The following is a 15,058-nucleotide window of genomic DNA, read 5'->3' as shown; positions in this document are numbered from 1 at the left end:
GGTTTATGGCCTTTTACCTTCTAAAGTGTATTCTTTTATATTTTTGCCGCGCCTGCCGGGGCCCGGCTAGTAAAGCCTCAAGTATCCATTAACTCAGCAATCCGCAGGTAAGTAGCGGCTGTCCAGCAATCCTTTGCCGGCCATGTCCTTTATATAAGATTTCATGAATTCAATTGGCCTTCCAAGCATTGATCCGCAATCAGCACTGATCCATCCATATGGATTCTGGTCTTCTGAAAGGTATTCCAAATACGGCTCTTCAACCGCCAGGGCCAACAATCGCTGATCAACGCGAACTAACAGCTTGCTGTCCAAAAGAGTCCGGAGCGCGGCATCAACGTCCGAACTGCTGAACCCTTTACCCAGGAGCATCTCGCGCACCTGTGTCTCATCCTCTGCCCGGTCGCAGGCCAGATACAGCTCCCGTTGCGCGCCATCAAGGCGGAAAGAAGGGGCGACTGCAACCGGACGGTTGTCACGCACAATAACTTGCTCGTCGTCTACCTTCATGCTTAGCACCGGCTTGTTCTGACTAATGGATGCCACAGACCACTGAAAAACAGCCCTTTGCAGGTTCCGTAACCCGGAGCGGTCAAATAAGACAGCCATTAACGGGTCATTTTTAAACTCATCCTCAAACGTGTAGGAAAGGTCGTTAATCGCGCCTGGATTTAATGGATAAATAAGGGTTTGTAAAGGTATGGCAGTCAATTTCAGGGAATAGTCAGCCGCCCGGTCGAAGTAGTGACTGTTCCGCTGGTACTGGACATTGTGTATTGTACAGGGCGGATTCAAATGTGTCAGAAGGGGTACTAATTCAGCCATCTCCTGGTACCAGCGATCCTGATCGCCCGGGAAGTCGTGCAAAATCCCCCAACTGACATTGATCCCAAACTGGCGGCACCATTTTAGCGTCTGGATGTTTTGCCAGGCGGCCACCCCCTTGTTCATCGCTTTCAGCGCCTCACTGTGCAGGCTTTCTATGCCCGGCTGGCACCAGGCGATACCGGCTTCGCGCATCATTTTGAAGTGCTTTTTGGACAAATTCGAGCGAATTTCGTAGAACATCTTGTAGGGAGCACCGCGGCGGATAAGCTCGGGAATCAGATCGCGAAAGTATCTCATATCCAGGATGTTGTCAAGAAACTCGAAATGCTCAACCCCGTAACGGCGGCTGAGCTCTTCCAGCTCGGCCAGAACCCCCGCGGCCGGGCGCGAACGGTAGGGAATGCGCGGCGTATTGAGTCCGCAAAATTTACACTTACCGTGCCAGCAGCCCCGGGAAGCCTGGATTGGCAGGCCTGGGCGGACAATTTTGCCCATTGCGGGCAGGGATCTGAGCGTGTCAAAGTAATCTTGATAGACGGGGGTTATCTGACGTTCAAAGGAACCAGCCACGGCACGCGGGAGCCCCTCATCCCCGTTCTGCTTTGCTCCCGGGTAGCCGAACTGCCGGTGCGGGGGGGCAAATACACCCTCGGGCAAAGCTTCGGGAGGAATCCGGCGGCCGAATTCAAATATGCTTTTAGCAAGCGGCAATATGAGATCTTCGCCCTCTCCGGAGACTACAAAATCGACCCACGGGAAATGCTGGTGAGTCGCGCGTCCCATGACTGTTTCACAGTCCGCCCCTCCCATTATGGTGATAACATCCGGGTTAAGCTCACGTATCTTCCTGAGCAAGGCCAAGGATGGCACTCTCTGAAACAAGCTTGAGGTGCAGCCGACGATACGCGGAGACAGTTTGAGAATTTGCGCCGCCAGGCGGGTGGTAAACCTTTCCGCCTGCAGACGAATGAAACGCAGCTCGGCGCGGCACTCCTCCAGGCTCTGCTTGCGCAACCCGCCTATTCTGGCGTGGATTTCACCGACAAAATGATTTTCATCAGGCTGGAACTCCGGAAAAGCTGTGGCGGCAAATGACCATTCGGCCAGCGGCAGGTGACTATCCCCCGGGTGGTTTCGCTCGTATAATGCCACCCCGAGTTCCTCGCAGAAGAGGAGGTTGGCGTAAATGCTCCTGGCCTCGATGCCCCCTTCCATCAGCACGGCCTGCAGCAACCCCAGGGCCAGTGAGGGCAGTTCCGGATCACAGTAGGGCATGCATACCAGGCAAACGTCCGCAGGCGCCAGGGGCAACCGAAAGTTTTCTCCGGCCAAATTGCCGGCAGGGCTGCTTACTCCGCAAGTCAAACTTTTTACCTCCTCATCAGCTCTCGTCCTTCAAACCATCTTCCGGCAGGAAAACATTATCACATTCCTGGCTATGAAGATTGCCTTTTGCTCGATGGTAAAATTCAATTTTACCATCGTTTCTTTAAGTTAATACGACAAATAAAAGAAAGCATTACACCCTTTCTGTAATGAACTTTATACTTAAACGTATAAAAAATATATAACCGAAAAAGAGAGGACGATATTATGGACAAAAACGATATAATGCCGTTTCACTTATTTAATCATCAGGGCAACCACTATATGATAAATATTGAAAACATGCGCGCAAGCTCTGTAGAAGAGATAGACGCCCAAACCCTTAACATGATTGTCACTGAGCCAAAAGTGTCATTGACTGCCGGCCTGGAAGCAGACCTTAAAAGGCTCGAATTAATTTTTGAGGCAGGAGAGAAAAGCAGAAAAACCGCAAGAAGAGAATCCTTTTCCCTTGTCAAAATGATGCTCTTCCTGACCCAATCTTGTAATCTTAAGTGCACATACTGTTATGGAGACGGCGGGAAATACGGCACCGGAGGCAGCATGGATGAAAAGACCGCCTTTCAGGCCGTGGACTGGCTGCTGGAGCAATCGGGTAAAATGAAAAAACTGCACATCTGCTTCTTGGGAGGGGAACCTTTGCTAAAATTCCCTCTGATGAAAGCAGTCGTGGATTACGCCGAAAAAAGAGTTCCGGAGGCGGAAAAGGAGGTCGATTTTGAGGTTATCACCAATGCCACCCTTTTGGATGACGAAAAAATCACCTTCATAAAAGAACACGGGCTATCCGTTGCCGTCAGTTTTGACGGCCCCAAGGCGGTGCAAGACGCTCAGCGGCCCTACGCAAACGGCGAAGGATCTTATGATTCCACCGTGCCCAAAATAAAAAAGCTGCTCGCAGTATTGCCCGAAGCCTCCGCCCACGCCGTAATCGTCGGGGATACCGGTCCCCAACTCGTCAAAGAAGCGCTGCAAAAAATCGGTTTTGCGGAAATAACCATTACGCCGGCCTCTAAATCCCTTTTTGCAGCAGAACCGGGCAAAACAAACCCGGCGCGGGACACTTGGCATCTCCTGCGGGAGTTGGAACAAGAGTCGGAAACATGGATACGCCTTACCCGAAGCAGAGATGCCGCGGCGTTGCGGAGCCTCATGACTAGGAGCGGATTATATCAAGGGCTGATTTCCCTGCTTCATAATCGCAAAAGACTTTATGCCTGTGATGCCGGCCTAAGGGTTGCAGGTGTTTCCTGTGCCGGGGATGTGTATTTGTGCCACCGTTTCGTGGGTAGGGACGAGTATAAATTGGGCAGTATCTTCGCCAAAGACCTGAACAGAGAAGTATATCAAAAAAGCCCTACGACAGACAATGCAGTTTGCGCCCCCTGCTTTGCCAGATATTACTGCGCGGGTGGCTGCAAGCATGATCACGCGGGTTCCACCGGATCGGCGGCATTGCCGTCAGAGGACCTGTGCCGGCTGAGATGCCGGGAACTTGAGCTGGCGGCGGCCGTTATTTGCCGCCTGTCGCCTGAGGACCGGACTTTCCTTATCGAAAACCATATATTCACTCCCAAGCCATGCCCGCTTGATTTTTAGAAAGATGATTCAAAAAGCAATCCCGTATCACTATCAAAGTGGTACGGGATTGCTATTTAAGTCAGATTTTTAGAAATGTTAATGCTTAACTACAACTCAAATTTTAACCAAACATTAATAAGCAGCCACCACCGGCCACAGCATCCAGTTCGTCATCACTTAACTCCGTTTGGACCCCCTTAATCTCTTCAGCCGTAAAATCAAAACCCGATGCCTTCGCGAACGCCAGGCGGGCCTCAGAATCTTTACATTCCTTTACCTTTTGGGCAAACGCCTCATCTGTCTTGACTTTTTCAATAAACTTCTTTGCCGATTCAACACTCATTTTATCACCTCCTTTACTTTTCAAAAGTTAATACGTCGGACCCTTTAAGGTATTACATATTAAAACGTTTTATAGTAATTTTTCCTTTATGCCCTCGGATGCCAGCTCAATTAAATTCATCTTAGACATGGCCAGCAACATTCTATATTTTCCCTCACCCTGATAAACTCCCGGGACATACTTTTCACTGTAGGTTTCCAGATTCTGGGCCGCATTTTTAATATAAGACTTTAACGCCTCAAAAGCCGCGCCGGATAATTCCTTGTTTTTTAAGTAATTAACCAGCCTTCCGCCTGAACGAAAAGCAGGATAATTTTCCAGGCCCATGAAGCAGAGAAACCAGTGTGCTATGTACCTGCCCACGGCAGCAACGATACCCATGTAATCGGCAATCAGCTCGTCCAGCAAATGGTCGCGGGCCGAGCCGAAAAAACGCAGCGTGCAGTAGTGCGTGGCTTCATGCTCCCGGCGAATGACCAGGGATAACCGCCGCCACTCATCCCCGGCAATGCCCAGCATCCCGGCGGGAACATTACTGTATTCCATGTCGCTCAATATTATAAAAGTGTCCCGGTATAATTCCGGCTGAGATTTCATCTTTGCAAATTCCAATTCCCACAAAAAGTCCATGTTTTCTTCATAACCGTTGTCACTATGCCATTTTTCCTTATACTTTTTTACCCTGGCCCAATTGTTATAGCCTTTAATCATACACGCCCCCATGGACGGCGGTATCGATACAGGCTCGTTCTTGTAGAGAAACACACGTACCAGGGCCTCAAAATCGTTTCTGTTTCCTACCTGGATTACTGGTATTCTGCCGGCAATTGTGCGGCAAAGATATACTTCCAGATGATCGGGTTCTTCCAGTTCAACCCCTGTCGCTCCCGGCATCGAGAGGGCGTCCATCCCTCTCCTGGTGGCCAGCTGATAATCGGAGTTTTTACTCATGCCTGCTTCAACCGGAAAATTAAGCTGCACCAGTTTTTTTTGCAGTACGGCCAGGGCGCCCAGCCGGGGAATATCCTTTATATACTCCTCCCAATCCGCCACAAAGAGTTCATCCGTCAAAGGAATCTCCCGCCACGGTTTAACATGGGTATGATTGAAATGATTCTCTTTGAGAAACGACAATTGTTCTGGCAATGCCCACACTCCTCTACTGTCAACGGCCGACTTACGCCAGCTGCCGCCTGGCCAGATCGGCAAACACTCCGTTCATATTCATTAACTCTTCATATGGCCCGTCTTCAATAATTCTCCCTTTATCCATGACGATGATCCGGTCACAATTGACAATGGTGCTCAATCGGTGGGCAATTACGACTCTGGTAGCCTTCAGCTCGTCCAGACTCTGGCTGACTATGGCCTGAGTCTTGTTGTCCAGGGCGCTGGTAGCCTCGTCAAAATATATTATTTTAGGCCTGTTGACAATGGCGCGGGCGATCAGCAGCCGCTGCCGCTGGCCGCCGGACAGGGTGGTCGCCCCCTCGCTGAGGATGGTGTGCATGCCCATGGGCATCTCTTTTATGTCTCTGTCCAGCCCGACCATTTTTGCCGTTTCCCAGGCGTCATCAATGGTCAGGTTGGGATTGGACCCCACTATATTGGTGAATATATCCCCCGCCAGAAGCTTCCCGTTCTGGAGAACAACTCCCAGCTGCCGGCGCAGTTCGCGTATGTCCACTTTCTCAATGTCATGCCCGCTGTAGTATATCCGGCCCGATTCAGGTTTTTCAAAACCCAGCACAACCCTGAAAAGGGTGGACTTGCCGCTGCCCGAGGTCCCCACCAGCCCGACGTATTCCCCCTCTTTTATATGCAGGGACACGTCGTTGAGGATCAGCGGGCCGTCCTCCTTGTAGCGGAAATTAAGGTGGCTGACCTCAATGGAACCGGAAAGTTCACCCGGATCGACCTTCGCTTCGTCGTACTCCGGCATTGCCTCCAATATGGGACCGGCCCGCTCAAAGAGGGGAACCACCCTGAATATCTCCACCAGTATTTGCGACAACTCAATCATGGCCACAAAAAAGCTGGTGAACGCTGCATTAAAAGCGATGAATTGACCGGGGGCCAAGGTGCTGGCTGTGGAAGCGGCCACGTTATAAAATATAACCATGGAAGCGGCCACCGGAAAAACTGCATTGAATGTCTCCAACCAACTGCCGATAATCTCTTTATTGAAGGTAATTTTCCTCTGCCGGCTGAATTCCCCGGACCATTGGTAAAAAGCCCTGCTTTCGGCGCCGGCCACGCGAAATTTGGCCACTCCCCCGAAAAACTGCAAAACCAATCCGGAGATTCTGTTTGAGATATCAACCACCTGCCGCTCATACCCGGTCATGATACGCCCTAAAGAGTACGTAACGGCAATTGCCAAAGCCAGTAAACAGACGGCCAGGACGGCCAGCTTAACATTATAGTAAAAAAGAAGGATTAAGTTAAAGAACGAAAATATGCTGGTGAGAATTGTCGCTACCATGGTTTCCGACACAATTGTCCGGATCTGGGTAATGGCCATGGCCCGCATGGCCAGCTCCCCGGAAGTGTAATCTCTGAAAAAAGGCACCGGCAGGCTCAGGACCCGGTCCCAGATCGCAGCCTGAATGGAACCGTCCATTTTTCCCAATATGCGCTGCATGGCAAAAGACCTGATCAGCTGAAAAAACATTGCGGCAACGGCGCTGGCTGCCAGGAAAAAGGCGACATGTATGAGCTGGACCTTTTCTCCCCCGGGAATAACGGTATCAAACACTATTCCCGTGGCGACAGGCACGACTATGCCCAGCAGTCCGCCCAAAATCCCCATTAAGGACACCATTGCAAAGTCCTGCCGCCAGCAGTTTTCCCGTCCGAATACCAGAACGTCGGACAGCTTCATGGCCTTATCCGGAAAAGGGCGGTAGAAGGTGAAGGCAAAGGGCTTAACCTGGCGGGCTGTCTCAAAATCGACCCGGACCTTTATTTGACGGGCCGGATCATGGATCTCGTACAGTCCCGGTGACAGGGGAATCAGCGCCACCGGCCGGCTGTCGTCCTCCAGGTAAGCCAGCAGGGGGCCGTTGTCCTGCTTCCACCACTCCTCTTTTAAAAGCACCTTGCGCAGCCGTACGCGAGACGCGTAGGCTATATCCCCCAGCGGGTCCTTTGAAGATTCCTTTCTGTCCTGCGGAGGCGGCACTATTTTTAGTTTCAACGAATGACCTACCAGCCGGCAGGCGTCAAGGAGGTCATCGCCGGAAAATTCCTCCCCGACCGGAGCCGCTATTCCCGGCTGCACTGCGGCCAGCAGCCGGCGCAGGGCACTTTCCATCAAACGCCGGTCATTCTTAGACTTGTCGTGAAAGCGCTGATTATCCGCCTGCTCCCTTCCCCGGCGGCGGTCCAGGGCCGCCCTGACGGCGCGGCTGTGAAATTCGGCAAGGCCCGTCAGGGATCCTTCAGCACCGGTCTCTCCGACCCAAAACATCCCGCCGGACCACACAATGCCGGACGGCATGGCTGCAGCGGTACTTTCAGCAAGGGACCCGGCCCAGCGGCTGACGGCGCTTATAAAAACATCCCTTTGGTCCGGGTGGGCAGCGGCCTCCAAAAACCTTGCCCAGCTCAGTTGCAGCATATTAGTGCCGGTAAGACCTGTCGCCATCAGGCACAATGCTTGCTCATCGCCCTCGGGCCTGACACCCAAAAGTATATCTCCCGGCCCCGCTTCAAAAAGAAAGTCCCTCGCGCCAACCGCCTCACCGCCAGAAGCAAAGACGGTAAACACGGTCACCTTTCCACGCTCTACCATCCATAAATACCCTGGATCGGTCATTAGAAAGGGCTTGTTTCCCTCCACCGCAATTGCCTTTCCTTCTTTTTGAAACACTTCCGGTACGGTCACAGGATCACTTCCCCCCTTCAACAGTCTCCTAGGCTGTACTGATGAGCTCGGCATAATATCCGCCTGTTTGCATCAGCTCTTCGTGGCTGCCGCGCTGCACAATTTTCCCTCTGTCCAAGACTATAATTTCATCGCAATCCCGGATGGTGCTGAGGCGGTGGGCCACAATCACACAGGTGCAGCCCCTGCGCCTGATGCTCTCGTCCACCAGTTTCTCGGTCAGGGGGTCCAGGGCGCTGGTGGCCTCATCCATTACCAGGATGGACGGGTTGCCGGCCAGGGCGCGGGCGATTTCCAGCCTCTGCCTCTGCCCGCCGCTAAAATTGCTTCCCCCTTCGCTCAGCATGCTGTCGTAGCCGCCCGGCCTGCAGGTAATATCATCGTGAATGCAGGCGTCCTTTGCCGCACGGACAAGGTCAAGCTCAGCAATGGTTTCGTCCCAAAGGGTAATATTGTCCCGGATTGTTCCCTGAAACATGGAAATGTCCTGGTCAACCATGGCCAGTGAACTGGTAAGCACCACCCGGGGGATATCTTGCCTGGCCTGCCCGTCGAATAATATCGCCCCGGACCACGGTTTAAACAAGCCTGTGATCATTTTGGCCACTGTGGACTTGCCGCTGCCCGACCCCCCCACCAGGGCCACCCTCTGCCCCGGCTTTAACAGCAGGTTAAAGTCTTCTATCAGGGGCGGCTCCAGCGGGCTGTAGCCAAAGCTTACCTTCCGAAGCTCGACATATCCGGCAAGCTTCCGGTAGGTCCCATCCGGAGTATCTTCTTGAATATCTGCCCGGGCCTGCTCATCAACCGGGTATTTCAGCACATCGTCCAGGCGGCACATATCAGCATTCATCTCCTGTAATTGCACGCCCAATCCCACCAGTCCGATAACAGGCGTCATAAAGCTGGCCATCAGGCTTTGAAAGGCCACCAGTCCGCCTATGGTCAATCCCCCGTTTAAAATTATGAAGCCGCCTATAATCAGAACCACTGCGTTGGTCAAAGCGGACAGGAATACAGGAATGGCCGAAAGGTACTGGTTGGTAACACCCATCTGCTGTTCCGCGTTTAACGCCTTGGCCTGGTACCCCGACCACTTGGCGAAAAAATCTGATTCAGACCCGGTGGCTTTCAGGGTTTCAATAACCTGCAGTCCCGACATGGCCGCGCCGATAATCTTTCCGCGGTCCTGCTGGAGCTTCCGGTTCAGGTCCACCCTCTTTGCCGACACATATCTCAGGTAGAGTATGTTAACAATGGCCACGGCCGCCCCCACCAGCGACAGCGGCAGGCTGTACTGAACCATCAGGACGAAGTAAAAAACAATCATGATCAGGTTAAGGGCATTAGTGGCCAACTGGCCGGACAGCAGCATGGCCACTTTGTCGTTGCTCTGCATGCGGGAACTGATATCGCCCGCATAACGCTGGCTGAAGAACTCCACCGGCAGGCGGAGCACATGCCATAGAAACTGCCCCGAGGTGGTCAGGGCAATTTTGGTCTGAAGCTTTAAGAGGTAATATTTTTGCATCCAGGTCAGAATCCCCCGCAGCAGACCTGTCAGGCTCATGCCCAGCAGGAGGGGGACCAGCCAGGTTTGCCTGTTGGCCAGCAATATGTCATCAACGAATATTTTGGAAAACACCGGAATAAGCAGGCCGGGCATAACCAGAGCCAGCCCAACCAGGATAACGTAGGTAAGGGCGATTTCCGACCCCTTCAGCCTTTTCTTTAAGGCGGTTACCATACTGGGCTTTTCTCCGCCTTTTATGAAATCAGGACCAGGCTTGAAGGCCATTACCACCCCGGTAAAGGACTGGTCGAATTCCTCTTCCGAAACTGTTCTTGGCCCCATTGCGGGATCGTTAAGAAACACCTTCCCGTTTTGAAACCCCTCCAGCACCAGAAAGTGATTGAAATTCCAGTGAATGATCAGGGGAAACTCCATTTTTTTTACGGAATCGGGCTCTTGCCGGTACCCCTTTGCTTCCAGCCCGTATTTTCTGGCCGCCTTCAGCACGTTGCTGGCCTTGCTGCCGTCGCGGGAAACCCCGCAGTCCAGGCGAAGCTCTTCAAGAGGTATGTATCTCCCCCAGTACGCCAGGATCATGGCCAGGGAAGCAACCCCGCACTCCACCGCCTCCATCTGCAGCACGGTGGGCACCTTGACCCGTTGTTGCCGTTTTTCCTTCATCACCAATACCCCCGTCCGCCAGCCAATCAGTAAATTGAGAGGGCTTTCTTAGCCATTGGTACCACCATGCTGATCGGCCGCCGCTCACTTACTGACACTGTACCGGCACAAAATGTGCCGCTGTTTATTTTCAGCGGCGGCCCCTTTGATGAAGACCACTTATAGCCGCTCACGGTGCTCTCGTCTGTAATTACGTCAATATGCACCTCCAGCGGGGAGCCCTCTTCGGACAGCCTGGACACAAGTTCCCGGCTTCCCAGGGAAGTCATCATTCCCTGGGCGGTGGCGGGGTATTCGGAAACCGAAACCACCCTGCCCAGCATAAATCCGTATTCTTCCTTTTTAACCGTGCTGGGGCTGATCTGGGCCTCCATGCCCGGCTTGATATTTTTGCCCTCTTCGGCCTTAACATAAAGAACCACTTCCAAATTAATCGTATTTCCCATACGCTCCAGGCTGACCAGATTCGCCCCCGGCGCAATCATGTCTCCTTTCCTGGCCTGTACCTCCAGTACCCGGCCGTCGACCCGCGAAACAACTTCCGTCTTCAAATTGAGGTCGTCCTGCAGTTGACTGATTTTCTTTTCGGTTTCAACTATCTTCATCGCCTTTGTGGTGACGAACTGCTCCTCCAGGAGCTGCACGTTAAGCTGCGCCTGCTGCAGTTTTTCTTTATAGGTAATGATAGTTTCCTGCCACTCTCCAGCCGACAGCTTGGCCAGCTCCTCCTCCGCCGTCCGGACCTCCAGGCGGGCCAGCTCCAGGTCCTTTCTGGCATTAGTCAACTCAATTTCGGTAACCGCGCCGTTTTTATACAGATTGTCAAGCTTATCTACATAGTCCTGCTTATTTTTTTCGTTGACCCGGGCCTGCTCCAGGCTGATCTTAGCGCTCTCTATTTCATATTGTCTTCCCGATACCGCGCTTTTATAGTTGGCCTCTTCGTACGGCAAAGACGACCTGGCCTCTTTAATTCTTCTAATCAAGTCGTACAGATCGGACAGGTCCGACCCCAGGTCTCCTTCGTTCGGGTTGGCATCTGATACTTCAAGCTTTTTCAGACGCTCAAGCCCGGCCTTCAGGTCGTTGATCTGCGTAACCAGATCAGGCTGCTCGATCCTTGCCACCACGTCGCCCCTTTTCACTACATCACCCACCGAAACTCTTAAATCAGAAATCTGCCCGCCCGCGGGATGAGCTATATTGTACATTCCGAAACTCTTAATAATAATGCCCTGCCCGTTAACCTTGAGCGGCACTCTGCCCAGGATGCCCCATAAGAGGGACGTGGCCAGGATACAGCCAATAGCGATCAGGGCATACCATGCCCGCGGAGTGGTTACCGAAAACAGCTGGTCGAGCTGCTCCGGAGACGAAAGCCTCTCCAGCGACACCTTGCGAAAAATTCCTCCGCTCAACCGCGAACCTCCTCTCAAAACACCGGGGTTTTACATTGACCCCGCAACCGGCGTTCTCCTTGTCCCCTGTCTTTCCCGCGCTATTAAAATGGTAGCGGCACAGGTTAAATGAATATTGATAATGGTAAGCATTGGGTCGATGATGGCGTTTACGGCCAGCAGCAGCACAATAGCCGCCCCGGCAGGCAGACCCAGGGGGGTCAGGACAATGGCAATCATGGAAAGGGCCACCACGCCGGGCGCTCCCGCGCCGGCCACGGCGGCCAATACTGAAACAAGCAATATGAAAAAGTATTGGCTAAAGCCGGCCTGCATATCGTAAAGCTGGGCCATGAATACCGCGCCGATGGTGAAGACCACCACCATGCTGAACCGGCAGATGACAATGCTCAGCGGCACCACCAGCTTGATCAGGTTTTGGTTCAGTCCGAAATTATCCCTCAGTTTGCTGAACACCGACGGCATGGCGGCATAGCTGCTGCAAGTGCCGAAGGCTATGATGAGAGGTTCCCTAAGGTCCCTGAATGTCTGTAGAAACGGCTTCCCGGCGGCTCTGGAAATCACCGCGGACCCCAGCAAAACCAGGGCAAGACCGGTAACATGGATAATCACCACAAATTTGGTCATGGCCTTAAGAATCTCAACGCCGGCCTGGGCGATCTGGCCGGCCAGCATGCAGAACAGCCCCAGGGGGAGAACATACATAGCCAGTACAATAATCTTTTCAAAGGCTTTAAAAATCACCTCAGTGATGTCCAGCAGATAACCGGCTTTTTCCGAGGGCAATATTCCCAGCGTCAGCCCCAAGATAATGGAAAAAAACAGGATCTGCAGGTTTTTTCCCTCGTAAAGGGCATTGAAAATATTGGCCGGAATGATCATTTTCAAGAATTCGTCGAGCCCGAAGGAATCCTTTTCACCGTCGTTTTCACCGGAATTGTCCCTCTCATACTGCATCAGCACCTTCCCCAGCCTGTCCTGGGACTGGTGTTCCAGCCGGCCGGGCTTGCCGGCAACCGCCGCGAAGATACCGACGAAGCTTGTGATCAGCAATCCCAGCAGGAAAACAACAATTATGCGTCTTAAAAGGAAACTTACTTCCCTGGCCCTGAACAGCCGGCCGAAACTGGTAATGACAGCCGTGATCATGATGGGAATAACGCACATGCTTAAAAAAGACAGGTAGGCATCACCCAGGGGGGCTGCTTTGAGAGCCATGTCTTTGTTAAACAGCCCGGTCATAATGCCGGAAGCCATGCCGAGTATAATCACCCATGGGTTTTTCAGGCAATCCCAACTGATCCCGGACCTCTTTCCATCTGGCTGCCTCATTTGGCCCCTCCGCTGTATTCGGCCAGTTGCTGGTCAATTTGCAGATCCTGTTTCATAATATCCAGGTACAGGTTTAGCCAGGCCAGGAGTTGCCCGTCCTCCGGCGCCACCGCCATGGCGATGGGATCGACGCGGTCCTTGATCACAAACAGCTTGGCGTAAATAGAAAGACTTGGATTTTTATCAATCGCGTTTCTTAGCTCAAACTCGTCGTAAAAAGCCGCCGGCACTGTTCCTTCCTGTACGGCTGCAATTAGCTCCTCCAACTCAGTGAAGGATATGATTTCAGCATGCGGGAATAGGTTCCTGCCATACTCCACGTATGAAGTGTTCTCACGCACCCCTATTTTCTGCGCGGCATTAATAATCAGGTCCAGCGGCTCCCCGTCCGGGTGCTTTGCTTCCAAAGCCGCCAGGGCCATGCGGTTTACCAGCAAGGCCTGCTTGAAAACCGTATAGGGCTGGGTATAGCGGACTTTTTGGGCACGTGAAAGCGTTACGCTCAATTTAGAAACGGCTAAATCGGCCTGGCCGGAAGCCACCCGGTCGACAACCTCGTCGAAGGACCCGGCCTGGCGGTCAAAAACCACGTCCACCTCCAGCCACCGGGCTATGTCCCGGGCCAGCGCGGCATCGATTCCCGCCAACCGCCCGCTGTCGTCGTTATAAAAAAAGGGGGGCCGGTCCTGCCGGAACATGGCCACCGTGAGCCTGCCCTTTTCTTTAATGCGCCTGATGTCCGGCGGCAGCAACGAAAGTTCACGCTCAGTCAAATTTTTAACGGCCGGCGGCTGCACAGCCGTTTTCGCGGAAACCTCTTCAGTGTCCCTGAGATTTTTTGGGCCGTCCCCGGGAGCGGTTTGGCCGCACCCCGCCACGGAGACAGCCGCCAGGCAGAAGACGGCGAGAAGGATAAAACAGGTTGTCCTGACCTTGAACATTATTACCCCCGGGTTCAGGCTGTCAGCCGCTTTTTTATAACTGAAGCTCTCCGTCCCGCAGGACCTTGATCACCACAAGATCTCCCACGTCATTGCCGTACTGGTCGAAGGAATGATAGCCGGACACTCCCGGCCAATTTTTCAATTCCCGCAGAGAAGCGGCCAGGGCCGCGGCATCCGCGTCACCGGCCTGCCCGATGGCCGCCGCCAGCAGCTTAACGGCATCGTAGCCCTGGGCGGCATATGCGCCGGGCGGCTCATTGTATTCTTTGGTAAAAGCTTCCACAAACTTTCTTACTTCCTCCCGGTTCTCGTCCGGATTAAAAATAGTGCCCACCACGGTTCCCTCCGCCGCCTTGCCGCCTATCTCATATAACTGGGGAGAGTCCATGGCGTTGCCCGCGTAATACGGGACGGAGATACCCACCCGGCCCCCGTCGGCTATGAATTCAGCGCCTGCCGGCATGGCGGCGGCAATAAATATGCCGTCGTAGTCCAGCGCCTGCCACTTATTGCGCAGCCTTTCCAGATCTCTCAGGTCGCCGTAGTATGAAATACGGTCAACCACTTTTAGGCCGGCTTCTTTGGCCTGGTCTTCGAATGAATTAGCCAGGCCCATCCCGTAAGAATCCTCGGAGTAATAAATAACCATCCGTTTATGACCCTGCTGAGAACAAAAAGCAGCCATCTTTTTGGCTATTTCATCATCGCTGGGCAGACTGCGGAATACAAACCGGTAACCCTTGCTGGTCAGTTCCGGCGCGGTGGAAGCCGGGGAAAGCATAACAAGTCCCGCTTCTTCGTATATTCTGGAGGCGGGAATGGAAACAAAGGAATTCCTGTGCCCGATTACCGCCGCCACCTGCCGCTCCCCGGCAAATGACTGAGCCACGGCCATTCCTGCCGCCACCGAGGCCTCATCGTCCTTCATCACCAATTTAATATTACGGCCTTTGATGCCGCCGCCCTGGTTAATCTCCTTGGCGGCCAGCTCAACTCCCTCTCTGAACATGCTGTTGTTGGACGCAAAAGGCCAAGCCACGCCTATGGCGATGTCCCCCTTGTTTTTTGTTCCCAGGCAGCCTGTGGCAAGGGTCGGCAAGAGCAGGACCAGTACAAACGCCATAAAAACGATTTTTTTCATCG

Annotated in this window: 10 protein-coding genes; 1 reads left to right on the top strand and 9 read right to left on the bottom strand. The window is 53.1% G+C overall.

From position 1 onward, the window contains the following. Positions 1–93: 93 nt before the first annotated feature. Positions 94–2,193: a RiPP maturation radical SAM C-methyltransferase gene (locus A4E54_RS00135; protein WP_240081838.1), complete on the bottom strand. Its 2,100-nt coding sequence runs from the start codon at positions 2,191–2,193 to the stop codon at positions 94–96. A 228-nt stretch (positions 2,194–2,421) separates the two neighbouring features. Between A4E54_RS00135 and nlpM the strand changes: the two genes are divergently transcribed. Beyond that, positions 2,422–3,813 carry a nif11-like peptide radical SAM maturase gene (gene nlpM, locus A4E54_RS00130; protein ID WP_286723599.1) on the top strand — a complete coding sequence of 464 codons (1,392 nt, stop codon included), beginning with the start codon at positions 2,422–2,424 and terminating at the stop codon, positions 3,811–3,813. 103 nt (positions 3,814–3,916) lie between these two features. On the opposite strand, the gene A4E54_RS00125 is transcribed toward nlpM, so the two are convergent. The 8 genes from A4E54_RS00125 to A4E54_RS00090 all read right to left on the bottom strand — a co-directional run bounded on the left by A4E54_RS00125 (position 3,917) and on the right by A4E54_RS00090 (position 15,056). Then, the gene (locus tag A4E54_RS00125; RefSeq protein WP_240081840.1) at positions 3,917–4,138 is read right to left on the bottom strand and encodes a Nif11-like leader peptide family natural product precursor; all 222 of its coding nucleotides are present in this window, start codon (positions 4,136–4,138) and stop codon (positions 3,917–3,919) included. 69 nt (positions 4,139–4,207) lie between these two features. Beyond that, positions 4,208–5,284, bottom strand: coding sequence for a DUF7005 family protein (locus A4E54_RS00120; RefSeq protein ID WP_240081841.1), 1,077 nt, complete (start codon positions 5,282–5,284; stop codon positions 4,208–4,210). Between the two features lie 31 nt (positions 5,285–5,315). Continuing rightward, entirely contained in the window at positions 5,316–8,027 is a 2,712-nt protein-coding gene (locus A4E54_RS00115) for an NHLP bacteriocin export ABC transporter permease/ATPase subunit (protein WP_353681799.1), read from the bottom strand. 28 nt (positions 8,028–8,055) lie between these two features. Next, positions 8,056–10,221 carry an NHLP family bacteriocin export ABC transporter peptidase/permease/ATPase subunit gene (locus A4E54_RS00110; RefSeq protein WP_286723596.1) on the bottom strand — a complete coding sequence of 722 codons (2,166 nt, stop codon included), beginning with the start codon at positions 10,219–10,221 and terminating at the stop codon, positions 8,056–8,058. Between the two features lie 26 nt (positions 10,222–10,247). Beyond that, a complete protein-coding gene (locus tag A4E54_RS00105; RefSeq protein WP_240081843.1) occupies positions 10,248–11,639 on the bottom strand; it encodes an NHLP bacteriocin system secretion protein in 1,392 nt (463 codons plus the stop codon). A gap of 30 nt (positions 11,640–11,669) precedes the next feature. Next, on the bottom strand, positions 11,670–12,971 hold the full coding sequence (locus A4E54_RS00100) for a dicarboxylate/amino acid:cation symporter (protein ID WP_240081844.1): 1,302 nt from the start codon (positions 12,969–12,971) through the stop codon (positions 11,670–11,672). Continuing rightward, a complete protein-coding gene (locus A4E54_RS00095; RefSeq protein WP_240081845.1) occupies positions 12,968–13,912 on the bottom strand; it encodes an ABC transporter substrate-binding protein in 945 nt (314 codons plus the stop codon). The genes A4E54_RS00100 and A4E54_RS00095 overlap by 4 nt, the downstream gene beginning before the upstream one ends. Positions 13,913–13,946: 34 nt before the next feature. After that, positions 13,947–15,056, bottom strand: a complete 1,110-nt coding sequence (locus tag A4E54_RS00090) for an ABC transporter substrate-binding protein (RefSeq protein WP_286723591.1) — start codon at positions 15,054–15,056, stop codon at positions 13,947–13,949. Positions 15,057–15,058 lie beyond the last annotated feature (2 nt).

The organism is Pelotomaculum sp. PtaB.Bin117, assembly GCF_002067195.1.
Classification (GTDB): domain Bacteria; phylum Bacillota; class Desulfotomaculia; order Desulfotomaculales; family Pelotomaculaceae; genus Pelotomaculum_D; species Pelotomaculum_D terephthalicicum.
Note: the sequence above shows the minus strand (reverse complement) of the source record. Positions and strands in the feature narration are given on the sequence as shown.

Bases quoted from the DNA above. Each gene is read 5' to 3' on its own strand.
- nlpM (WP_286723599.1), top strand. From the start codon at position 2,422: ATGGACAAAAACGATATAATGCCGTTTCACTTATTTAATCATCAGGGC.
- A4E54_RS00125 (WP_240081840.1), bottom strand. From the start codon at position 4,138: ATGAGTGTTGAATCGGCAAAGAAGTTTATTGAAAAAGTCAAGACAGAT.
- A4E54_RS00110 (WP_286723596.1), bottom strand. From the start codon at position 10,221: ATGAAGGAAAAACGGCAACAACGGGTCAAGGTGCCCACCGTGCTGCAG.
- A4E54_RS00100 (WP_240081844.1), bottom strand. From the start codon at position 12,971: ATGAGGCAGCCAGATGGAAAGAGGTCCGGGATCAGTTGGGATTGCCTG.
- A4E54_RS00095 (WP_240081845.1), bottom strand. From the start codon at position 13,912: ATGTTCAAGGTCAGGACAACCTGTTTTATCCTTCTCGCCGTCTTCTGC.
- A4E54_RS00090 (WP_286723591.1), bottom strand. From the start codon at position 15,056: ATGAAAAAAATCGTTTTTATGGCGTTTGTACTGGTCCTGCTCTTGCCG.